This is a genomic window from Caulobacter sp. LARHSG274, from assembly GCF_052871235.1.
This window is the reverse complement of the sequence record NZ_JBIXJO010000004.1, coordinates 161156-183071: the sequence shown is the minus strand read 5'-3', so window position 1 is coordinate 183071 and position 21916 is coordinate 161156. Positions and strand designations below refer to the sequence as shown.

Genomic DNA, 21916 nt, shown 5'->3' with positions numbered 1-21916 from the left:
CGCATCGTGACGGAGGGGGCGTCACGGCGTCGGCAGCCTCACCATCCCGCCTAGTGCCCCGACACCTGCAGCCGGTTCCACAGGTTGATCATCCCCACCGCCGCGGTCAGGGCGCTGGCTTCGACGTCGGTGAAGTGGGCCCGCAGCTCGGCCCGCAGCGGCGCGAAGTCGGTCTTGGGCGACAGCTCGGTCAGGGCCTCGGTCCAGGCGAAGGCGGCCTTCTCGCGGGGCGTGAAGTCCGAGACATGACGCCAAACGACCAGCCGATCCAGCCGGTCGTTGGTCTCGCCGTCCTGACGCGCCTCCTTGGTGTGCATCTTCACGCAGAAGGCGCACTGGTTGATCTGCGAGGCCCGCAGCTTGACCAGGTGAAACAGGTGCTTGTCGATATCGGCGGCCGCCACCGCGCCCTCGGCGGCGATGAAGGCCTGGAGCACGGCGGGGACGTTCAGGTCGTGGCGGAAGGCGGCGGTGTCGCTCATGGTCTTGTCCTCGATCTTGCCCGACGGTCGGGCTTCGGGAACAGGACGAGGCGGCGCGGCCGGGCGTGACATGGCCGGCGAGAAAAATTCGCCTGGCCTCCCTCGCTCAGCGGGCCGGCGGCGCGGTGAAGGCGAAGCCGTGGGTCTCGCCGTTGAAATGCACCACCAGCTTCAGGTCCCGCGGCGCCTTGCGGTCGAACTTCAGCTTTTCGCTGACGATCTGGCCGCCGGCCGCCTGGCCGGGCGCGATCTGGATCGGCTGCAGGATCGCCGCCCGCAGTGCGTCGACCTGGGCCTGGTCGGCCTTGCTGAGCTTGCGGCCGGACGAGGCGATCTGCGCCTGGGTCTGGGTCGTCAGGCCGCCCGCCACCGCATTGTTGGCGCCCGAGAAGCCGCTGACGTCCAGCCGGCCGTCCTGGCCCGTGGCCAGGGCCGGACCGCCATAGTTGGTCGGAGCGCCGCCGACCGGTCCGGACGGCTTGGAGACCTCGGCGATCAGGGTCTGCAAGGACAGCAGAGCCACCGGCTGGCCGGCGGCGGTGTAGAGTTGGATGTCCTTGTCGCTGAAGGCGGCGGGGGCCCCGCCGCGGTTGAGGGCCACCACCCGCAGGACCAGCCGGCCGCTCGACAGGACGGGGTCGGCCTGGATGCTGATCACCCCGCCGGGCAGGGTCGAGGTCAGGCCCTCGATCACCGCGGCGGACGGATCCTCGGCCCGGACCTCGCCGGCGACGCCGACGGCGGCCAGGGCGAATGCAAGGGCCAGCGTTGCACGACGGTTCATGATCTTCCCCCAATTGCTCTTACAATTCAGGATGGAATTCCAGACAGCGCGCGTCAACCGCCACGTTGAGCTTTGCGCTGGATGAAACGCCCTACTGCAGCCCCTCGCGGCCGATGGCGTAGAACCGCGCCGCGCGCTGTTTCTTCAGGTCCGAGGCCGAGAGTTTCATCAGCGCCTTCAGCTCGTCCTCGACCGCGTCGCCGACGGCCTCGATGGCGGCGGCCGGATCGGAATGGGCCCCACCGGCCGGCTCATCGACGATGCGGTCGACGATCTTCAGCTGGATCAGGTCCTGGGCGGTGATCTTCATGTTGCTGGCCGCGTCCTTGGCCCGGGCGCCGTCGCGCCACAGGATCGAGGCCGCGCCCTCCGGCGAGATCACCGAATAGATCGAGTGCTCGAGGATCAGCACCTTGTTGGCGCCGGCCAGGGCGATGGCCCCGCCGCTGCCGCCCTCGCCGACGATGGTGGCGACCATCGGCGTCTCCAGCACCAGGCCGCGCTCGGTCGAGCGGGCGATGGCCTCGGCCTGGCCGCGCTCCTCGGCCCCCAGGCCCGGATAGGCGCCGGCGGTGTCGACGAAGGTGATGACCGGCAGGTTGAAGCGCTCGGCCATGTCCATCAGCCGCACGGCCTTGCGGTAGCCCTCGGGCCGGGCCATGCCGAAATTGTGCTTCAGGCGGGTGGTGGTGTCGTGGCCCTTCTCATGGCCCATGACCACGACCGGAATGCCGCGGAACCGGCCCAGGCCCCCGACGATCGCCTGGTCGTCGGCGAACTTGCGGTCGCCGCGCAGCTCGACGAACTCGTCGATCAGGCCGGCGATGTAGTCCTTCAGGTGCGGCCGCTCGGGATGGCGGGCGACCATGGTCTTCTGCCAGGCGTCCAGGCCCGCATAGGCTTCCTTGCGCAGCTGCTGGGCGCGGTCTCGCAGGGCCTGGATCTCGCCGTCGAACGCGCCGGGGCCAGCCGTCTCGGAGAGCTTGGACAGCTCCTCGATCTTGCTTTCCAGATCGGCGATGGGTCGCTCGAAGTCGAGATAATGCGCGGCCATGAGTCTCTTAACGTCGCCGTTGCGGAAAGGTGGCGAACCTAGAGCGCGATAGCCAAAAGGGGAAGCCGGTTTGGAACCTTCCCCGCTCGCGGGGGATTCGCCCACAGGAGAGTCCGGATTAAAAACGCGTGATCTCTGGTTAAAACCGTCAAGATCGCCTATATCCGTCCTGGTCGGCCCAGAAACAAGGCCGGCGCTCGCGGCCCCGCCCATCGAATATGGACCCGGTCCCGCCTGATGCGAACGGATGTTCCCATGCAGGTGTTCACCTTCTTCTGCGTCCAGCCCGATGGTTCGGTGCCGCGTTTCGACGTCACCCCCTGCCCCGACGACACCGCCGCGCGCCGCCGCGCCGAGGAGCTGATCGGCGTGCACCGCGGCTGCGACCTGGTCGAGGTGTGGCGCGGCGCGACCCGGCTGTTCGACGTCAGCGCACGGCAGGCCGCGGCCTGATCCCTTCCAGCCGGCTCCGCTTCAGGCTAGCAAGTCCAGCCAGCCTCTGGAGCCCGCCATGACACCCGACCTCGCCCGCCCCTCCGCCAGCGCCGACGACAGCGGCCATGGCGGCGTGCAGATCCTGGTCGCCGCCGGCCCCTCGCGCCTGGCCGCCGACCTGCCGCCGTCGCAGGGCGGCCTCGACCTCGGCCCCACCCCGCACGACCTGGTCGCCGCCGGCCTGGCGGCCTGCACCACCCAGACCCTGCGCCTCTACGCCCAGCGCAAGGCCTGGCCGCTGGGCGCGGTGCATGTCGAGGTGACCTGGCGGCGCGACCCGGCCGCCCTGCCCGCCGACATCTTCAGCCGCGTGCTGACCCTGGGCGGCGACCTCGACGACGCCCAGCGCCTGCGGCTGTTCGAGATCGCCGAGCTGTGCCCCGTGCACAAGATGCTGACGGCCGGCTCGACGGTGGTGACCACCGTCGCGAAATAGGCCTCTCGGTCCGGCGGGTGCTGAGCGGGCGCGCGGCTTCCCTTCTCCCCTTGCGGGAGAAGGGAAATCCTCAGAACCGCGCGCCGCCGGCCCTTGAGCTTCTCCAGCGCCCGAACCGCATGCTCGACCTGGGCCGAGACCTGGGCCACGGCCGCGGCGGGCGCCGTCGCTGGAACCGCGAGGGCCGGTTCCGGCGCTTCGACGGCCGGCTTGGCCCGGGCCTGGCCGGTCATGGTCGCGACCTTGCGGACCACTGAGGCTAGCTCGCCGCAGGCCTTGGCCTTGTCGCGGGCCTTTCGGATCTCAGCGGGATCATCGCTGGTCTCCAGGGTCGCCCAGACCGCGTCGAGGGCGGCCATGAGCTTGAGTTGCAGGGTCTCGCACCAGGCGGGGAAGGAAGGTTGGGTCATGCCGCCAGTGTGCGGCCGTCCTGGACGGTGGGGATCGGAAACCTGCGTTTTCTTGTAAGTGGTTGATTTTACGCAAGTCTGTTTCGCGAACAGCGGGGATAGACGCGGCTTTCCCCACTTTTCCCCGTCTCCCCGGCGAAGGCCGGGGTCCAGATTCAGCCTGAGCGTCTGGGGATGACGCGCCCGCCGACGGTGGCCGGACGACCAGCGCTCAGGGTTCGATCTGGACCCCGGCCTTCGCCGGGGAGACGGATGAAGGGGGCTGTGGATAACTCACAGGTCCGAAGCCGCCTGCGACAGCTTCCGCGCCTGCGATCCATCCTGAACCGCTTCCACCCCCATCCCCGGCCCTTCCCCCATCGAGGGGGAAGGGAGATCACGAGGCTGTGGATAACTTCGCCGCTAGTGAGGTCGTTCGGCCGGTTCCAGTTCGAACGCCGCGTCGAGGGCCGTCTCATCCACGACCGTTCCCTTCAGGGCGACGTCGAGCACATCGGCCAGCGAGGTCCAGACGAAGGCCAGCTGTTCCAGCACGGCGGGCAGGCGGTCGGGCTCGAAGCCGGGATAGAGGTCCTCGACCAGCCACAGGCCGGTCAGGACGTCGAAGCCGAAGCGGCAGCCGATCAGCCGGAACTGGGCGCGGGCGATCGTCTCGAACAGGGCGTCCAGGCTGCGGGCCTGGTCGAGGTCGGCCTGGTCGAGGACCTGGCAGCGCACCTGCAGCCAATCGTTCTGCGGAAACAGGTAGAAGGCCCCGCCGTCCTCGGCGCCGGAGACCTCCAGGCCGTTGTCGATCTCGTCGACGACATAGCCGGCCTCGCGGCAGGCGGCGGCGACGTCGTGGAGGGCTAGGACAGACATGGCTTACCCCTTTTAAACCCGCTCATCCCGGCGAATGCCGGGACCCAGATCCCATAACGGTCTGGCTGGTTGGACGGGCTCAGCGCTATTGGCGTCAGCCTCAAAGCCATTCCATCTGGGTCCCGGCATTCGCGGGGATGAGCGGTGCCTATATTGAGCGGTATAGGGCGATGCTAGGACCGGTAATCCCCGTTGATCGCCACATATTGCTTGGTCAGGTCGCAGGTCCAGACCGTGGCCGAGCCCTTGCCGACGCCGACGTCGACGCTGACCTCGAACTCGGCCCGCTTGACGTATTTGCTCATCGCCGCCTCGTCATAGTCGGCCGAGACCAGGCCGTCGCGGGCGGCGTAGAGGTCGCCGAAGCGGACGTTGATCTTCTCGCGATTGACCGGCTCGTCGGCCCGACCGACCGCCATGACGATCCGTCCCCAGTTGGCGTCCTCGCCGGCGAAGGCGGTCTTGACCAGCGGGCTCTCGGCGATGGTGCGGGCGATCTTGCGGGCCGACAGCGGGCTTTCGGCGCCGTTGACGGTGATCTTGACGAACTTGGTCGCCCCCTCGCCGTCGCGGACCAGTTGCAGGGCCAGGTCCAGCAGCACCGCCTCCAGCTTCTCGCGGAAGTCGGCCAGGCGGCGGTCGCCGGCCCGGGCGATCCGCGGCGCCGACGACTGGCCGGTCGCGAACAGCAGCAGGGTGTCGTTGGTCGAGCGGTCGCCGTCCACGGTCACGCAGTTGAAGGTGGTGCGGGTATAGAGGCTGACCAGGGTCTGCAGCGCGGCCGGGGCGATGGCCGCGTCGGTGGCGACGAAGGCCAGCATGGTGGCCATGTCGGGCGCGATCATCCCCGAACCCTTGCAGATGCCGGCGATCCGAACCTCGTGGCCGTCGATCGTCGCCGTGGCGTAGGCGCCCTTGGGGAAGGTGTCGGTGGTCATGATCGCCGCCGCCGCGCCGGCCCAGGCGTCCTCGGTCAGGCCGGCCTCCACCAGGCGCAGGTTGGAGGTGATCTTGCTGTCGTCGAGGATGACGCCGATCACCCCGGTCGAGGCCATCATCACGTCGCGCTGGCGGCAGTCGAAGCGCTTGCCCACGGCGGTGGCCACCCGGCGCACGGCGTCGGCCCCCGGCTTGCCGGTGAAGCTGTTGGCGCAGCCGGCGTTGACCACCAGGGCGCGGACGTCCTCGCCCTTGCTGGCGGCCAGCTGGCGCTTGCACCAGTCGACCGGGGCCGAGCCGACCCCGTGGCGGGTGAACACCCCGGCGCAGCTGGTGCCCTCGGCGAAGCGCATCAGCAGCAGGTCCTCGCGCTGGTGCTTGTAGAAGCCGGCCCGGCCGGTGGCGATCTCGACCCCGGCGATCGGCGGGATGGTCGGGAACGGCACGGCCAGGGGCGAGACCGCCAGGCCCGGCTTGCCCGGCGCCGGCGCGCTCGCCTTAGCGGCCTGGACGGCTTCGGGCGAGGCGGCGGCCGGCGAGAACTGGCCGGCGGCCTTCTCGGCCCGGCGCAGGCCGGCGCGCTTGAGGGCGGCGGTCAGCGGGTCCAGGGCCCGTTCCAGGGTCTGGCCGACGCTGGCCCCGACCTGGCCGACGATCTCGGCCGGAGTCGGGGCGGCGGTCGCGGCGGCGGGCTTGGCGGGCGCGGCCTTGGACTTCTTCGGGGCGGTCGGCTTGGCGGGCTTGCGGGTCATTTCTTGGCCGGAGCTGGGGCGGCGGGGGCCGAGGCCGGCGGGGCGGCGTCGAGGTCGGAGGGCGGGTTGGCGGCGTCGGGCTTGTCGGAGCCGGGCGGGGCCGAGGCCGGCTCCTGGGGCGCGCCGGGCACGTCCTGGGGCTTGCCGGTCAGCATCTGAATCTTGGCGCCGCCGCGCAGCTTCTCCAGCAGGTCGCGGACCTGGTCATAGGTCAGGAAGCGGACGATCTGCGGCCGGGCGGCCTCCAGGGTGATCGGCTCCTCGAGGCGCTTGTCCTCGACCCGCAGCACGGCCCAGCCGCCCTCGGTCTGGAACGGGCCGACCAGGTCACCCTTCTTGGCGTCCTTCAGGGCCGCGGCGTAGGCGGGCGGCATCACGTCGACGGTGAAATAGCCCAGGTCGCCGCCCTTGAAGCGGGTCTCCGGGTCGGTCGAGCGCTCCATGGCCAGGGCGTCGAACGAGGCCCCGGTCGACAGCAGCTTCCTGACCGCCTCGGCGTCGGCCTGGCTGGCGACCAGGATCTGGCGCGCCCGGACCTCCTCCGAACGCTCGGCCAGCTTCTGCTGCTCGGCATAGAGGCCGCGGATGGCGTTCTCGTTGACCGCCTTCTCGACGACGTTCTCGACCAGCATGTCGCCGAGGATCCGCTCGCGGGCCGCGGCCAGGCGGCGCTGGGCCACCGGGTCCTTGTCCAGCTTCTGCTTCAGGGCCTCGGTCGCCAGCAGCTTCTGGTCGATCACCTCGTCCAGGCGCTGGCGGAACAGGTCCGAGCCGATGTCCAGCGGATCGCCCTCGCTGATCAGGCCCTGGGCCACCGCCTCGCGTTTGACGTCCGAAGCCCAGACCGTGTGGCCGTCGACCTTGGCCACGGCGGTGTCGCCCGGCTCGGGCGGCCGCTCGTCGGCCTTGTCGCGGCCGCAGGCGGCGACCAGCAGGCTCAGGACGATGGCGACGGCGACGCCGTACGCGCGAGGCTTACCCATATTCATCGGTGGCCGATCTCCGGCTGACTCTCGAAGAGCGCTCTAGCGCGGTTTCGGGCCAAGAGGAAACAGCTTCGCGACGCCGGTCGGAAATCGCGCCGGAAGCCGAAAGCGGGCAGGCGACAGGCCCCGCCCGGCCGCGTTTCCAGCGAACCGACCCGTCCGGCTCGCGTTGACACCCGCAGGGTCGGTGCTTAAGTCTCCGCGCGCACGCCAGAAGCCGGTTTTCGCCAGCTTCGACGCCTCGATTTTACCGTAGTGAAGGCCTCAAAGCCCTAGCGCCGGCCTCACAGACACGCTCCGGATTCCCTATTCATGCTCGGCTTCGCCAAAAAGCTCTTCGGCTCTTCCAACGAACGCAAGGTCAAGGCGATGTCCGCCAAGGTCGCGCGGATCAACGCCCTGGAGCCGGAATACGCCGCGCTGCCCGACGAGGCGCTGAAGGCCAAGACCATCGAGTTCAAGGCCCGGCTGGAAAAGGGCGAGACCCTCGACGACCTGCTGCCCGAGGCCTTCGCCGTGGTCCGCGAGGCCTCCAAACGCGTGCTGGGCATGCGCCACTTCGACGTGCAGATGGTCGGCGGCATGGTGCTGCACGGCGGCGGCATCGCCGAGATGCGCACCGGCGAAGGCAAGACCCTGGTCGCCACCCTGCCCACCTATCTCAACGCGCTCGAGGGCAAGGGCGTCCACGTCATCACCGTCAACGACTACCTGGCCCGGCGCGACGCCGAGTGGATGGGCCAGATCCACAACTTCCTGGGCCTGACCTACGGGGTGATCGTCAACGGCCTCAGCCAGGGCGAGCGCCAGCGCGCCTATCGCAGCGACATCACCTACGGCACCAACAACGAGTTCGGCTTCGACTACCTGCGCGACAACCTGGTCTACAGCGTCGAGGAGATGGTCCAGCGCGGCCACCACTTCGTGATCGTCGACGAGGTCGACTCGATCCTGATCGACGAGGCCCGCACGCCGCTGATCATCTCCGGCCCGACCGAGGACCGCAGCGAGTTCTACAAGACCATCGATCTGCTCGTGAAGGAGCTGATCAAGGACAAGACCAACTACGACCACGACGAGAAGCAGAAGCAGGTCATCCTCACCGAGGACGGCCAGGAGCGCATCGAAGAGATCCTGATGGCGGGCGGCCACCTGGCCGAGGACACCGCCGGCCTCTACGACGCCGCCAACATCTCGGTCGTGCACCACGTAAACCAGGCCCTGCGGGCCAATGTGCTCTACACGCTCGACAAGGACTACATCGTCAAGGACGGCGAGGTGATCCTGATCGACGAGTTCACCGGCCGGATGATGAGCGGCCGCCGGCTGTCGGAAGGCCTGCACCAGGCCATCGAGGCCAAGGAAGGCGCCGACATCCAGCCCGAGAACCAGACCCTGGCCTCGGTGACCATCCAGAACTATTTCCGCCTCTACAAGAAGCTGTCGGGCATGACCGGCACGGCCGCGACCGAGGCCCAGGAATTCGACGACATCTACAAGATGGGCGTCAGCGAGATCCCGACCAACCGGCCGGTGATGCGCATCGACGACGACGACGAGGTCTATCGCACCGAGCGCGAGAAGAACCTGTCGATCCTCAAGCAGATCGCCGACTGCCACGCCCGCGGCCAGCCGATCCTGGTCGGCACGGTGTCGATCGAGAAGTCGGAGGAGCTGTCCAGGCTGCTGTCGACCTACGACTGGGAGCATGAGGGCAAGAAGCACAAGGGCATCCCGCACCAGGTGCTGAACGCCCGCTTCCACGAGCAGGAGGCCGGCATCGTCGCCGACGCCGGCGTGCCGGGGGCGGTGACCATCGCCACCAACATGGCCGGCCGCGGCACCGACATCCAGCTGGGCGGCAATGTCGACATGCGCCTGGCCAACTGGCGCCAGCAGCAGAAGGGCCTTGGGATCACCCCGACCCACGAGGACGAACTGGCCCAGCGCGTCGAGCTGGAAACCGAGATCGCCGCAGCCAAGGCCCAGGCCCTGGCGGCCGGCGGCCTGTTCGTGCTCGGCACCGAGCGCCACGAAAGCCGCCGCATCGACAACCAGCTGCGCGGCCGCACCGGCCGCCAGGGCGACCCGGGCCGTTCGAAGTTCTTCCTGTCGTGCGAGGACGACCTGCTGCGGATCTTCGCCGGCGAGCGCCTGGACGCGATCATGCGCACCTTCGGCGTCCAGGAAGGCGAGGCGATCACCCACAAGTGGCTGAACAACGCCATCGCCACCGCCCAGAAGCGCGTCGAGCAGCGCAACTACGAGATCCGCAAGAACCTCCTGAAGTACGACGACGTCGTCAACGACCAGCGCAAGGCCGTGTTCGAGCAGCGCCAGGAGTTCATGGAGGCCACCGACCTCTCGGAGATCATCACCGAGATGCGCCACGACGTGGTCGACGACTTCGTCGCCCGCTACATGCCGCCCAAGGCCTATGCCGAGCAGTGGGACATCGAGGGGCTGGACGAGCGCGTCCAGGCGATTCTGGGCCTGCAGCTGCCGCTGAAAGACTGGGCCGCCGAGGAAGGCATCGGCGACGAGGAGATGCGCGAGCGCATCAACAAGGCCGCCGACGCCCACGCCGCCGAGCGCGAGGCGATCATCACCCCCGATCAGATGCGCTCGGTGGAAAAGAGCTTCCTGCTGCAGATGATCGACCTGCAATGGCGCGAGCACCTGATGCACCTGGACCACCTGCGCAACGTCATCGGCCTGCGCGGCTACGGCCAGCGCGACCCGCTGAACGAGTACAAGACCGAGGCCTTCTCGCTGTTCGAGAAGCTGCTGGGCGACCTGCGCACCAACACCACCCGCTGGCTGATGACGGTCGAGATCGCCTATGCCGAGCCCGAGCCGCTGCATTCGCCCGAGGGCCTGGTCGAGGTCCATCTCGACCCGCTGACCGGCGAGAACGTCGCCACCGCCGGCGTCCTGCCCGAGGGCCTGTCGCCCGAGCAGCGCGAGGCCCTGCCGGTCACCCTGCTGCCCGACGGCTGGGAGCACACCAGCCGCAACGGCCCCTGCCCCTGCGGCTCGGGCAAGAAGTTCAAGCACTGCCACGGGGCGCTGGTTTAGGCCCTGAAGCGCCTGGTGATTACGGAAACGCCCGCTCCGGGAGACCGGGGCGGGCGTTTTCGATTTCTGATTTCCTTTCCTCCCCCTCGTCGGGAAGGAAAGGGACCTATGGGTTTTCCACCAGCGCCGCGCGCATCGCCTGGATCTGGCGGTTCAGCGCGTCCAGCTGCTCCATGGTCATGGCCGATTTGGCCACCAGGGTCTCGCCCAGGCAGTCGCATTGCTGCAGCAGGGTCCGGCCGGCCTCGGTCAGGCGGACCTGCACCTGGCGCTCGTCCTCCGTGCTGCGCTGGCGGGTGACCAGCCCGGCCTGCTCCAGACGCTTCACCAGCGGGGTGATCGTGCTGGACTCCAGCGACAGGCGATGGGCGATCGCCCCGACCGTCGCGCCGCCGTCCTTGTCCGTGGCCTCGCCCAGCACGCTCAGCACCAGGTACTGGGGATAGGTGATCCCCATGGCGTCGAGCATCGGCTTGTAGGTGCGGGTGATCGCCATGCTGGTGGCGTACAGTGTGAAGCAGATCTGGTTGTCCAACGGGATAGGCACGGCGATAGTCCTCACGGGGGAGAGCCCTCGGCAGTTGCATACCACAAAAAATGGTATCGCGATAAAGATTTTGCTGGACAGATCGCCGCGGACGCCCTAGCCATATCGATATCGCGATAACGAATATCGCAGCAATCATTGAGGGACATCGAGATGAGCCAGACGAACACCGCCTCGCGCCGCAACGTGATGACCGCCAGCCTCGGCCTCGCCGCTGCGGCGGCCGCGACCGCCACCTCCGCCTCGGCCCAGGCCGCCGCTCCCGCGGGACAAAAAACCTCCGGCGCCAAGGCCGCGCCGGGCGACGGCTATGTGACCACCCAGGACGGGACGCGGATCTTCTACAAGGACTGGGGCCCCAAGACCGCCCAGCCGGTCGTCTTCCACCACGGCTGGCCGCTGAGCAGCGACGACTGGGACGCCCAGATGCTGTTCTTCCTGGCCCAGGGCTATCGCGTCGTCGCCCATGACCGCCGCGGCCACGGGCGCTCGACCCAGACCGACACCGGCAACGAGATGGACACCTACGCCGCCGACGTCGCCGCCGTCGTGGCCCATCTGGACCTGAAGAACGCCATCCATGTCGGCCACTCGACCGGCGGTGGCGAGGTCGCCCACTATGTGGCCCGCGCCCAGCCCGGCCGTGTCGCCAAGGCCGTGCTGGTCGGCGCGGTGCCGCCGATCATGCTGAAGACGGCGGCCAATCCGGGCGGCCTGCCGATCGAGGTGTTCGACGGCATCCGCAGCGCCCTGGCCGCCAATCGCTCGCAGTTCTTCCAGGACCTGCCGGCCGGCCCGTTCTACGGCTTCAACCGTCCCGGCGCGAAGGTCAGCCAGGGCCTGATCGACAACTGGTGGCGCCAGGGCATGATGGGCGGCGCCAAGGCCCACTACGACTGCATCAAGGCCTTCTCCGAGACCGACTTCACCGACGACCTGAAGAAGATCGACGTGCCGGTCCTGGTCATGCACGGCGAGGACGACCAGATCGTGCCGATCGCCGACAGCGCCCACCTGGCCGTCAAGCTGCTCAAGAAGGGCACGCTGAAGACCTATCCGGGCCTGCCGCACGGCATGGCCTCGACCCACGCCGAGCTCATCAACAAGGACCTGCTGGCCTTCTTCAAGGCCTAAGTCCGCTAAGAACCGAGGAAGACGTCCGCCCTCGTGCGGGCGTCTTTTTCGCGCCTCGCCTAGGCGGCGACCGACTGTCGGCTTTCGCTGCGCCCGGCCACCCAGGCCGCGCCCAGCAGCACCACAGCCGCGATCAGCCCCGAAACCCGCAGCCCCGCCGCGATCCGCTCGGGACCGCCGGCCGCCAGCGCGCCCATCACCGCGACGCCGGCCGCGCCGCCGGCCTGGCGGCAGGCGTTGAGCACGCCCGAGGCCGTCCCCGACTCGTGGCGGTCGACGCTGGCCAGCAGGGCGCTGGTCATGGCCGGCACTGCCAGGCCCATGCCTGCCGGGATCAGCAGGAAGCCGGGAACCATCGCCCAATAGGCGCTGTCGGCCGACAGCCGGCTGGTCAGGACGTAGCCGACGGCGCCGACCAGCAGGCCGCCGGCCATGGTCCGCGCCGAGCCGAACCGGGCGGCGATCCGGTCGCTGAGCAGGTTGGAGACGATGAAGGTCGCCGTCAGCGGCAGGAAGGCCAGGCCGGCCTGGACCGCCCCGTAGCCCGCCGATCGCTGCAGGAACAGGCCGAGCACGAAGATCACCCCGTAATAGCTGAAGTTCACCGACACCCCGACCACCACCGCCGACCACACCCGGCGCGCCTGGAACGTCGCCAGCGGCACGGCCGGGTGGGCGGACCTGGCCTCGACCGCCAGGAAGGCGGCCGCCGCCGCCAGGCCGGCGACCAGCAGGCCCAAGGTCAGCGGGCCGCCCCAGCCGCGATGGCCGCCCTCGATCATCGCCGCCACCAGTCCGGCCAGGGCCAGGAAGCCGAGGGCCTGGCCCGGCAGGTCCAGCGGCCGCTTCTCGCGCGGCGGGATCTCGGGCACGAAGGCCAGGGTCATGGCCGCCCCGGCCAGGCAGAGCGGCAGGTTGACCAGGAACACCCAGCGCCAGCCCAGGGCTCCGATCAGCAGGCCGCCGATCACCGGTCCGGCGGCGATCGACACCCCGCCGGCCGCCGTCCACCAGCCCACCGCCCAGGCCCGCGCCTTGTCGTCGCCCGCCGCCGCGTGGGCGATCAGGGCCAGAGACGGCGGCACCAGCAGGGCGGCGGCGGCGCCCTGCACGGCGCGCGACAGGATCAGCTGGGCCACGTCCTGCGCCAGGCCGCAGGCGGCCGAGGAGACGGCGAACAGCGCCAGCCCGGCCAGGAACACCCGCCGCGGCCCAAACCGGTCGCCCAAGGTCCCGGCCGACAGCAGCAGCGCCGCCAGCAGCAGGGCGTAGGCGTCGACCACCCATTGCAGCCCGGCCGTCGGGGCGGAGAACTCGCGGCCGATGGCGGCCAGGGCGACATTGACGATGGTCACGTCCAGCTGGACGATCGTGAAGCCGAAGCTGGCGGCGGCCAGGATCAGCGGCAGCTTGGCGGGGCGGGTCTGGGTCATGCGGCGATCTTGGTCGAGGCCGACGCGGAATGTTACATCGACGGCTGAAGCAACGTCGTCCGATAACGCCTATCTTCGGTCCGCGATCAAAGCGCGGAGTCAGCCATGGAACCCAATATCGCCTCCCCGGCCGCCCTGATCGGCGATCCCGGCCGCGCGGCCATGCTGCAGGCCCTGATGGACGGCCGGGCCCATCCGGCCGGCGCCCTGGCCTGGGCCGCCGGCCTGACCGCCCAGGCCGCCAGCAACCATCTGGCGCGGCTGGTCGACGGCGGGCTGGTGACGGTCGAGCGCGAGGGTCGCCACCGCTACTATCGCCTGGCCAACGCCGAGGTCGCCCACGCCCTGGAATCCCTGGCCCTGCTGGCCGCCCCGGTCCGCTCGCTGGAGCAGCCGCGCTTGCCCCAGGCCCGGGCTTTGCGCGACGGCCGCTGCTGCTACGGCCATCTGGCCGGACGGCTGGGGATCGCGGTGACCGACGCCCTGGTCGGCCGCGGCCTGCTGGTCCCGGCCGCCGACAAGCTCTATGCGGTCACCGCGGCCGGCCAGGCCTGGTTCGAGGACCTCGGCGTCGAGGCCGAGCCCTCGCGGTCCAAGCGCGGCCTGGCCCGCCAGTGCCTGGACTGGACCGAGCGCCGCCACCACCTGGCCGGCCCGCTCGGCGTGGCCCTGCTGAGCCGCCTTGTGGCCTTGGGCTGGATCGAGACCGTGGCCGGCAGCCGTGCGGCCCGGCTGACGACACGCGGCCGCGAGGAGCTGCGGACCCGGCTGGGGGTCGACCTGGAGGGCGTCGAGGGGCTGCAGGCGGCTTAGGAGCTGTGGACAGTTGATGATCTTGGGCCGAATTCCTCGTCCTTCGACAAGCTCAGGATGAGGAATTCTACTGAACCGCCCTGTAAAGTAGCCCTCATCCTGAGCTTGTCGAAGGACGAGGGCGGCCCACGGTCGCCAAACGCCTAACTGTCCACAGCTCCTAGAGGTTGACCCGAAATGACGTTGGGCGCGGGCCATCAACGGAAATCGACCTGTGGACCGAAACCACCCGGTGCACGCTCTGAGGCTCGTTCGCGATTCCCGACCACGGGATTTTCAGCTTAACTATTCGACAAATACAACCACACGATTTGCGATACATCATATCCACAATATCAATATATATACTTAAAACTATTTTCGGTCACTTTCACTTCAGAAATTCGAATGAACGCGCATTTCCACAAATACAGGAGTAATCCGCTCGCGACTGGGAGACCAAGCGCCAATTGAGGGACAACTCCAATGCGCAAGTTCACCCGCCTCGCGGCCGCCGCCGCCCTGATCCTGACCGTCGCCCCCGCCTCGGGCCTCGCTCAGCCCACCCCCGCCGCCGAACCCAGCGCACGCATCGAGCTGGCGGACCTGAACCTCGCCACCCCCGCTGACGCGGCCAAGCTGGCCACCCGGGTCAACGCCGCCAGCGAAAAGCTCTGCCACGACATGGCGCTGGCCAACGCCCAGGGCGGGTTCACCATGGCCGGCTGCAAGATCGCGGCCCGCCGGCAAGTCATGTCGCAACTGTCCGATCACCAGCGTCAAAGCCTGCGCATGGCGTCCCGCGCCAGCCCCATGGCGGTCGCCGCCCGCTGAGGGACGCGGAATGTAAAAAGCAAAAGGCCCCGGACAGGAGGTCCGGGGCCTTTCCTTGAAAAGCAGCCGCCTTGGGAAGCCCTACAGCCCCTTGACGATCCCCTCGACCATCTTCTTGGCGTCGCCGAACAGCATCATGGTGTTGTCGCGGAAGAACAGTTCGTTCTCGACCCCGGCATAGCCGCTGCTCATGCCGCGCTTGACGAACAGCACCGTGCGGGCCTTTTCGACGTCGAGGATCGGCATGCCGAAGATGGCGCTGGTCGGGTCGGTCTTGGCGGCCGGGTTGGTGACGTCGTTGGCGCCGATCACGAAGGCCACGTCGGCGCTCGAGAACTCGCTGTTGATGTCCTCCAGCTCGAACACCTCGTCATAGGGCACGTTGGCCTCGGCCAGCAGCACGTTCATGTGGCCGGGCATGCGGCCTGCGACCGGGTGGATGGCGTACTTGACCTCGACGCCCTCGGCCTTCAGGTGGTCGGCCATCTCGCGCAGGGCGTGCTGGGCCTGGGACACCGCCATGCCGTAGCCCGGGACGATGATCACCTTGCTGGCGTTCTTCATGATGAAGGCCGCGTCGTCGGCCGAGCCCTGCTTGACGGGACGGGTCTCGACCTTGCCGCCGGGACCGGCCGCCGCGGCGTCGGCCCCGAAGCCGCCGAGGATCACCGAGACGAACGACCGGTTCATGCCCTTGCACATGATGTAGGACAGGATCGCGCCCGAGCTGCCGACCAGGGCCCCGGTGATGATCAGCGTGGTGTTCTCCAGCGTGAAGCCCAGGGCCGCCGCCGCCCAGCCCGAATAGCTGTTCAGCATCGAGACCACGACCGGCATGTCGGCCCCGCCGATCGGGATGATCAGGGTGACGCCGATCAGCAGGCTCAGGGCGAAGATCCCCCAGAAGGCCCAGATCGCGTGGCCGCCGCTGACCACCAGCACCACCACCAGGGCGACGATGGCCGCGGCGATGACGATGTTGAGCAGGTGGCGGGCCGGCAGCAGGATCGGCGCGCCGCCCATGTTGCCGTTCAGCTTGGCGAAGGCGATGACGGAGCCGGTGAAGGTGATCGCGCCGATCGCCAGGCCCAGGGACAGCTCGATCAGGCTGTTGAGGTGGATGTGGCCCTGGGCGTTGACGATGCCGTAGGCGGCGGGGGTGTAGATCGCCGCCACCGCCACCAGGCAGGCGGCCATGCCGACCAAGCTGTGGAAAGCCGCCACCAGCTGCGGCATCGAGGTCATGGCCACCTTGCGGGCGATCACCGCTCCGACCGTGCCGCCGATGGCGACGCCGCCGAGGATCAGGCCGATGGTCACCGGGTCGAGCGCCCCCTGTTTCCACAGGGTGGCCAGGGTGGTCAGGATGGCGATGGCCATGCCGATCATGCCGTTGCGGTTGCCCGCCTGGCTGGTCACGGGGCTCGACAGCCCGCGCAGGGCCAGGATGAACAGCACCCCGGAGACGATGTAGAGGATGGCGGCGAGATTGGCGTTCATGATGTGATTTCCCCCAGGACCTGACCGCGGCTCACTTCTTTTCTTTCTTCTTGTACATCGCCAGCATCCGCTGGGTGACCAGGAAGCCGCCGAAGATGTTGACCGCGGCGAAGGCGGCGGCGATCGCGCCGGCCCCCTTGGAGATCCAGGTCGAGCCGCTGACCGCGCCGCCGGCCAGGTCGGCGTGCGCCCCGTGGGCGGCCGCCGCCAGCAGGGCCCCGACGATGATCACCGACGAGATGGCGTTGGTCACCGCCATCAGCGGCGTGTGCAGGGCGGGCGTCACGCTCCAGACGACGTAGTAGCCCACGAAGATGGCGAGCACGAAGATCGCCAGGCGGAACACGGTGGGGTCGACGGCTTCCATGGTCAGGGCTCCTGTGAAGTGGCGATCGGCATGGCGAGCTGGATCTGGAACCGGGCGTGCCGGTAGCCCTCCTTGACGGTGACCGGAATGGCTGTGCCGACGGAGAAGCGATTGGTTTCAACGAACCCCGTAGGCAAGGGATCGGTGCGCATCAGGGTTTCGAGGTTACGCCCCAAAGCGTTGCCAGCGCCCGCCAGAACCTGGAAATGCAGGTTCATGCCCATCTTCTTGTAGACGAGGCCGTTGCGCGCCTTAGCGTCCACCATGTCCTGGGGCGAGCCGGTGCTGTCCAGGATCCGCCCCTGAGCCAGCATCGCGCCCGAGGCAGCGTCGCGGAGAATAAAATCGGCCGCCAGCTTCGGCTCCAGGATTGGCAAGGCCGGGACCAACGGCATCTTCGGCGAGGCGGGGAAACTGGCTTCGTCGACCTTCAGGGACAGCGTCAGATGGCGGGCGCCGGCGGGCGCATTGGTCCCGCCCAGGCGCGACCGGACGTTCTCGCTGATCAGGAACTCGGCCAAGCGCTCGGCGGCCAAGTCCTTCGACATCGGCCGATCGGCGACAAAGCGCTCGAAGCGCGCCTTCTGCTCGGCCGGAGCCAGCTTGGTCACGTATTCATAGGCCTCGACGTCGCTATTGGTGGTGATCACACCGTCCACGACCGCGATATCGACCTGGTCGATCACCAAGCCGGCGCCGTAGGCCTGGACAAGCGGGTTGGGCTCGGCCGACGCCGCGCCAGCGCCCGCCAGCCCAAGCACAGCGCTCAAGACGAGAAGTCGTCTCATCCCTGCAGGCTCGGATGAACCACCGCTCCCCCCTGGGTGACCAGGGCCGCCTTGAGGATCTCGTCCTCGAAGTCGGGGGCGAAGACGCCTTCCTTGTTCAGGAACAGGGTCGACAGGGCGACGAGATTGCGGGCGTAGAGGGCCGAGGCGTCGGTGGCGATGCGGCCGGGCAGGTTGGGGATGCCCAGGATCTTGACGCCGTTGGCCGTGACCGCCGTCTCGCCGAGCTTGGCGCCGACCACGTTGCCGCCCTGCTCGATGGCCAGGTCGACGATGATCGAGCCCGGCTTCATCGAGGCCACCTGCTCGGCGCTGACCAGCTTGGGGGCCGGACGACCGGGGATCAGGGCCGTGGTGATGACGATGTCCTGCTTGGCGATGTGCGCGGAGATCAGCTCGGCCTGCTTCGCCTGGTATTCCTTGGACATTTCCTTGGCGTAGCCGCCGGCGGTCTGGGCGTTCTTGAACTCCTCGTCCTCGACGGCGAGGAACTTGGCGCCCAGGGATTCAACCTGCTCCTTGGTGGCGGGACGCACGTCGGTGGCGGTGACCACCGCGCCCAGCCGGCGGGCGGTGGCGATGGCCTGCAGGCCGGCGACGCCCACCCCCATGACGAACACCTTGGCCGCGGCGATGGTGCCGGCGGCGGTCATCATCATCGGCAGGGCCTTGCCATAGGCCTCGGCCGCCTCGATCACGGCCCGATAGCCGGCGAGATTGGCCTGCGAGGACAGCATGTCCATCACCTGGGCCCGGGTGATGCGCGGGATGAACTCCATGGCCAAGGCGCTGGCGCCGGCCTTGGCCAGGGCCTCCAGCGTATCCTTGTCCTGGTGCGGATTGAGCGCGGCGGCGACGATCGCGCCCTTCTTCAGGGCGGCGATCTCGGCGGCCTCGGGGGCGCGGACCTTGAACAGGACGTCGGCGTCCTTCAGGGCCGCCTTGGCCGTCTTGGCCAGGGTCGCGCCGGCCGCCTCGTAGTCGGCGTCGGGGTAAGAGGCCGCGATCCCCGCCCCGGCCTCGACCACGACCGAGAAACCGGCCGCGGCCAGTTTCTTGACGGTCTCGGGCGTGGCGGCGACCCGGGTCTCACCCCCGCGGGTCTCTTTCGTGACGGCGATGACGGCCATCGGCATACCCCTCCCAAGAGCGCTGTTTGCTTAGACAAGCTTGCGCGTCTCTCTAGGGGATATTCTTGCCCGATGTCGAGCCTTGCGCTCGGGGAAGAGGCAAAGAAATACCGATGTCCACCGGTGTCAGTGGGCCGCGGCGGGCTTTTCGCGCAGGAACAGCACGCCAAGGATCGCCAGTACGATTCCTGGGGCCACGCCGCCGATGAAGCCGGCCGGGGTGCAGAACCACAGGGTGATGGTCAGCAGCAGGACGGCGATCGCCAGCGAGCCCCACTTGGTGAACTTGCCAAAACCCTCGAAGGTCGCGGCCTGTTCGTGGATATCCATTTCACCGCGGTGATAGTCGCCGGCCATGTGTCTGTCCTGAGTGGGAGGAGATTACGCCGGGCGACTTACAACGTGCGGCGCGCTGGCTCAAGCGGCCGGGATGTCGCGATTGGACCATTGCTCCTGAGTGAACCGCGTTCGAACAGTTTCGAGGGCCTGTTCGACCGAAATATCGGCGATCCTGCCCTCCCCGCCGTCCAGCCGAGTGAGCCAGCGCGAATAGGCCGGGACGGGGCTGGTGCCCATCAGGCCGATAGCGGGGCGCCCCACCGCGGCGGCGACGTTCAACGGCCCGGAATCATTGCCCAGGAATCCGGCCGACAGCGCGATCAGGGCCGCGGCCTGGTCCAGCGGCAGGTCGCAGGCCAGGACGTCGCGGCCGGTTGTGGGCATCGCCGCCGCCGCCCGGGACGCATCATTGGGGCCGCCCAGCCAGAACACGGTCGGGAACAGGTCGGCGAGGGCTTGCGAGACGGCGGCGAAACGTTCGGCGGGCCAGGTGCGGGCCGGCTCGCTGGCCCCGACCCCGAGCACCAGCCAGGGGCCCGGCCGGCCGCCGAACCGCGCCTGTACGGCCGCCACCGCCTTGGGATCGAGCAGCAGGCCCGGTTCGCGGCTATCGACCTTCAGGCCGTGCAGGGTCTCGAAGGCCGCCAGCTTCTCCAGTCGATGGGCCGGCCGCATGACCTTGGGCAAAAACGGGCCTTGCAGCCACCGCTCCTGGCTTGCATGGCCGAGGCCGAAACCTCGCCGCTCCGGCACGCCGGCCAGCCAGGCGGCCTGGGCCGGACGGCCGATCTTCTCCAGGATCCACACCGCGCGGGGCTTCACCTCGCGGCAGATCCGCCAGAAGTCGACGACCTCCTTGGGGCCTTTCAGCGGCCCGGAAAAGTGCTTGGCATAGATCACCCGGCTGATCGACGGCTCGACCGCCAGCACCTCGGCCGCACGGCTGGACGGGCGGGCGGCCAGCACCACCTGCCCCTCCGTCGCCCGGGCGGCGATGGCCCGGAACGTCGGCAGGTGCCACATCAGATCGCCGATGCCGCGGTCGGGCGCGTAAACGAGGACGGGGCCCTGGGGCGGCTTCTCGGCGTTCATTCCGACCTAATATTCCGCCTTCTCGGCAAAGGCCCGCCAACGTCACGCTCACGGGCCGTTTCGCTGCATTCGGCTCCGCGTTCGGCCAGAACGACGGATAGAACGTCGGAGATCGGGTGGCAAATCCTATCCCCGTCCGAGAGCCGGCGGCCGGTCGCGATGGAAGCGCGCCAGCAGGGCGGCGGGTCTGTGGTCGTCGGCCACGGCTCAGCCCTCCGCCGCATAGGCCAGCTCGCCTGGCCGGGGCGGGCGGGGCGACAGGGCCTTGAAGATCCCCGTGCCGGTCATCAGGGTCCGCTCGCCGACCCAGACACGGCCGCGCACGGTGAACACCCGGTCCTGTTCGGCCAGCAGTTCGCCGTCGCCCTCGACGAAGTCGCCCAGCTGGGCGGCGGACAGGAAATCGCAGTTCAGCCGCACGGTCGCCCAGCTGTAGGACATCCGCAGCGAGATGATCCGGCCCCAGGCCATGTCGGCGAAGCTCATCAGCATGCCGCCGTGGCAATTGCCCAGGCTGTTGACGTGGTGCTCCTCGACGCGGAACCCCAGCCAGGCCTCACCCGGTCCCCGGCGCCGGTCGTATAGCGGCCCGATCCGTCGGCCAAAGCCACGCGGCCAGTCGAGCAGGCTGTAGCCCTCCGGAATGGCGGCGGAGGCTTGGGTAAAATCGTCGGACATCGGTAAAGTCTAACGAGCGTTTGACCCGTGACAAGGGCGACGCGGGGGTGGGTCCTTAGCCAGGCACGGTTCCAAACTTGCCGGCGTTGTAGTCGTCGATCGCCTGGACGATCTCCTCGCGGGTGTTCATCACGAACGGGCCATGGGCGAAGACCGGCTCGCCGATCGGTTCGGCATGACCCAGCAGCGCCACGGCGCCGGACGGGGCGTCGAAGGCCACCGCGTCGCCGTCGTCGTTCAGCTCGATAAGATTCCAGGCCGGCGCGCGCCGGTCATCCACGGCGATCTCGCCCGAGACGACGTAGAGGAACACCGTGCGGCCCGGAGCGACCGGCACGCTCAGGGTCCCGCCGGGGACCAGCCGCACGACGCTCATCTCGACGCCGGTCAGCGACGGGAACGGCCCTGCGACGCCGGCGACCTGGCCGGAGACGACCTCAACCGTCGCGCCATCCGCCTCGACCTTTGGGATATCCCCGCCCTGCATGCCCAGATAATTCGGTGTGGTCATCTTCAGCCGGCTCGGCAAATTGACCCACAGCTGCAGGATCTCCAGCGGTCCGCCTGCGGCCTTGAAGCTGGCCGGCGACAGCTCGGCGTGGACTAGGCCGCTGCCGGCCGTCATCCACTGCACGCCGCCCGGGCCGATGATGCTTTCATGGCCGCCGCTGTCGAGGTGCGACAGCTCGCCTTCGAGAATGAAGGTCACGGTCTCGAAGCCACGATGCGGATGCGGCCCGAACGGCAGGCCGCGATTGTGCGGCGGATAGGTCTGCGGACCGTGATGATTGAGGAACAGGAACGGGTCCAGCTGCGGCAGCCCCGGACCGGGCAATGGCCGTCGCGTGGTCAGGTCGCCGATGTCGTCGCGCTGGGCGGGGTGGAGGCGCTTGAGGGTGCGAGGGGTCATATGCAGCTCCTTCTTCTCCCCCGCATAGCGGGGGAGGTGGCGCGATGCGAATACGCATCGTGACGGAGGGGGCCTCGTGCGGCGGCCGGACGCCC

At 68.8% G+C, this 21916-nt stretch carries 22 protein-coding genes; 6 read left to right on the top strand and 16 right to left on the bottom strand.

Features of this window, described 5'->3' with window-relative positions; all coding sequences use genetic code 11:
- Window positions 1-50: 50 nt before the first annotated feature.
- The 3 genes from ACIPQB_RS11075 to ACIPQB_RS11065 all read right to left on the bottom strand — a co-directional run bounded on the left by ACIPQB_RS11075 (window position 51) and on the right by ACIPQB_RS11065 (window position 2320).
- A complete protein-coding gene (locus ACIPQB_RS11075; RefSeq protein WP_446485278.1) occupies window positions 51-482 on the bottom strand; it encodes a carboxymuconolactone decarboxylase family protein in 432 nt (143 codons plus the stop codon).
- Window positions 483-588: 106 nt separating this feature from the next.
- Entirely contained in the window at window positions 589-1266 is a 678-nt protein-coding gene (locus ACIPQB_RS11070; protein WP_446485277.1) for a hypothetical protein, read from the bottom strand.
- Between the two features lie 91 nt (window positions 1267-1357).
- The gene (locus ACIPQB_RS11065; protein ID WP_446485276.1) at window positions 1358-2320 is read right to left on the bottom strand and encodes an acetyl-CoA carboxylase carboxyltransferase subunit alpha; all 963 of its coding nucleotides are present in this window, start codon (window positions 2318-2320) and stop codon (window positions 1358-1360) included.
- Between the two features lie 255 nt (window positions 2321-2575).
- Here ACIPQB_RS11065 and ACIPQB_RS11060 point away from each other — a divergent pair, with 255 nt between their 5' ends.
- Together ACIPQB_RS11060 and ACIPQB_RS11055 are read left to right on the top strand one after the other, a co-directional pair.
- Window positions 2576-2773, top strand: a complete 198-nt coding sequence (locus ACIPQB_RS11060) for a hypothetical protein (RefSeq protein WP_446485275.1) — start codon at window positions 2576-2578, stop codon at window positions 2771-2773.
- Between the two features lie 58 nt (window positions 2774-2831).
- Window positions 2832-3251 carry an OsmC family protein gene (locus ACIPQB_RS11055; protein WP_446485274.1) on the top strand — a complete coding sequence of 140 codons (420 nt, stop codon included), beginning with the start codon at window positions 2832-2834 and terminating at the stop codon, window positions 3249-3251.
- Window positions 3252-4063: 812 nt separating this feature from the next.
- Here the strand turns inward: ACIPQB_RS11055 and ACIPQB_RS11050 are convergent.
- The 3 genes from ACIPQB_RS11050 to ACIPQB_RS11040 all read right to left on the bottom strand — a co-directional run bounded on the left by ACIPQB_RS11050 (window position 4064) and on the right by ACIPQB_RS11040 (window position 7202).
- The gene (locus ACIPQB_RS11050; RefSeq protein WP_446485273.1) at window positions 4064-4522 is read right to left on the bottom strand and encodes a hypothetical protein; all 459 of its coding nucleotides are present in this window, start codon (window positions 4520-4522) and stop codon (window positions 4064-4066) included.
- A gap of 173 nt (window positions 4523-4695) precedes the next feature.
- A complete protein-coding gene (gene argJ / locus ACIPQB_RS11045; RefSeq protein WP_446485272.1) occupies window positions 4696-6213 on the bottom strand; it encodes a bifunctional glutamate N-acetyltransferase/amino-acid acetyltransferase ArgJ in 1518 nt (505 codons plus the stop codon).
- Window positions 6210-7202, bottom strand: coding sequence for a peptidyl-prolyl cis-trans isomerase (locus ACIPQB_RS11040; RefSeq protein ID WP_446485271.1), 993 nt, complete (start codon window positions 7200-7202; stop codon window positions 6210-6212). The genes argJ and ACIPQB_RS11040 overlap by 4 nt, the downstream gene beginning before the upstream one ends.
- Before the next feature lie 309 nt (window positions 7203-7511).
- On the opposite strand from ACIPQB_RS11040, the gene secA reads away from it, so the two are divergent.
- Window positions 7512-10277: a preprotein translocase subunit SecA gene (secA, locus tag ACIPQB_RS11035; RefSeq protein WP_446485270.1), complete on the top strand. Its 2766-nt coding sequence runs from the start codon at window positions 7512-7514 to the stop codon at window positions 10275-10277.
- Window positions 10278-10383: 106 nt separating this feature from the next.
- Here the strand turns inward: secA and ACIPQB_RS11030 are convergent, their stop codons facing one another.
- On the bottom strand, window positions 10384-10824 hold the full coding sequence (locus tag ACIPQB_RS11030) for a MarR family winged helix-turn-helix transcriptional regulator (RefSeq protein ID WP_446485269.1): 441 nt from the start codon (window positions 10822-10824) through the stop codon (window positions 10384-10386).
- A gap of 153 nt (window positions 10825-10977) precedes the next feature.
- Between ACIPQB_RS11030 and ACIPQB_RS11025 the strand changes: the two genes are divergently transcribed.
- Complete coding sequence (locus ACIPQB_RS11025) at window positions 10978-11958, top strand: alpha/beta fold hydrolase (protein WP_446485268.1); 981 nt, start codon at window positions 10978-10980, stop codon at window positions 11956-11958.
- Between the two features lie 59 nt (window positions 11959-12017).
- On the opposite strand, the gene ACIPQB_RS11020 is transcribed toward ACIPQB_RS11025, so the two are convergent.
- Entirely contained in the window at window positions 12018-13391 is a 1374-nt protein-coding gene (locus ACIPQB_RS11020; RefSeq protein WP_446485267.1) for an MFS transporter, read from the bottom strand.
- Window positions 13392-13496: 105 nt separating this feature from the next.
- Between ACIPQB_RS11020 and ACIPQB_RS11015 the strand changes: the two genes are divergently transcribed.
- Both ACIPQB_RS11015 and ACIPQB_RS11010 read left to right on the top strand, forming a co-directional pair.
- Window positions 13497-14204, top strand: a complete 708-nt coding sequence (locus ACIPQB_RS11015; RefSeq protein WP_446485266.1) for an ArsR/SmtB family transcription factor — start codon at window positions 13497-13499, stop codon at window positions 14202-14204.
- Between the two features lie 465 nt (window positions 14205-14669).
- Entirely contained in the window at window positions 14670-15017 is a 348-nt protein-coding gene (locus ACIPQB_RS11010; RefSeq protein WP_446485265.1) for a UrcA family protein, read from the top strand.
- Between the two features lie 81 nt (window positions 15018-15098).
- On the opposite strand, the gene ACIPQB_RS11005 is transcribed toward ACIPQB_RS11010, so the two are convergent.
- The 8 genes from ACIPQB_RS11005 to ACIPQB_RS10970 form a co-directional block, all read right to left on the bottom strand.
- Entirely contained in the window at window positions 15099-16517 is a 1419-nt protein-coding gene (locus tag ACIPQB_RS11005) for an NAD(P)(+) transhydrogenase (Re/Si-specific) subunit beta (RefSeq protein ID WP_446485264.1), read from the bottom strand.
- A 31-nt stretch (window positions 16518-16548) separates the two neighbouring features.
- Entirely contained in the window at window positions 16549-16884 is a 336-nt protein-coding gene (locus ACIPQB_RS11000) for a proton-translocating transhydrogenase family protein (RefSeq protein WP_446485263.1), read from the bottom strand.
- 2 nt (window positions 16885-16886) lie between these two features.
- Complete coding sequence (locus tag ACIPQB_RS10995; RefSeq protein ID WP_446485262.1) at window positions 16887-17654, bottom strand: hypothetical protein; 768 nt, start codon at window positions 17652-17654, stop codon at window positions 16887-16889.
- 14 nt (window positions 17655-17668) lie between these two features.
- Window positions 17669-18808 carry a Re/Si-specific NAD(P)(+) transhydrogenase subunit alpha gene (locus ACIPQB_RS10990; RefSeq protein ID WP_446485261.1) on the bottom strand — a complete coding sequence of 380 codons (1140 nt, stop codon included), beginning with the start codon at window positions 18806-18808 and terminating at the stop codon, window positions 17669-17671.
- Between the two features lie 120 nt (window positions 18809-18928).
- A complete protein-coding gene (locus tag ACIPQB_RS10985) occupies window positions 18929-19159 on the bottom strand; it encodes an aa3-type cytochrome c oxidase subunit IV (protein ID WP_446485260.1) in 231 nt (76 codons plus the stop codon).
- A 60-nt stretch (window positions 19160-19219) separates the two neighbouring features.
- Window positions 19220-20233, bottom strand: coding sequence for a glycosyltransferase family 9 protein (locus tag ACIPQB_RS10980; RefSeq protein WP_446485259.1), 1014 nt, complete (start codon window positions 20231-20233; stop codon window positions 19220-19222).
- Between the two features lie 207 nt (window positions 20234-20440).
- Complete coding sequence (locus tag ACIPQB_RS10975) at window positions 20441-20911, bottom strand: PaaI family thioesterase (protein WP_446485258.1); 471 nt, start codon at window positions 20909-20911, stop codon at window positions 20441-20443.
- Window positions 20912-20966: 55 nt separating this feature from the next.
- Complete coding sequence (locus ACIPQB_RS10970) at window positions 20967-21821, bottom strand: pirin family protein (RefSeq protein WP_446485257.1); 855 nt, start codon at window positions 21819-21821, stop codon at window positions 20967-20969.
- Window positions 21822-21916 lie beyond the last annotated feature (95 nt).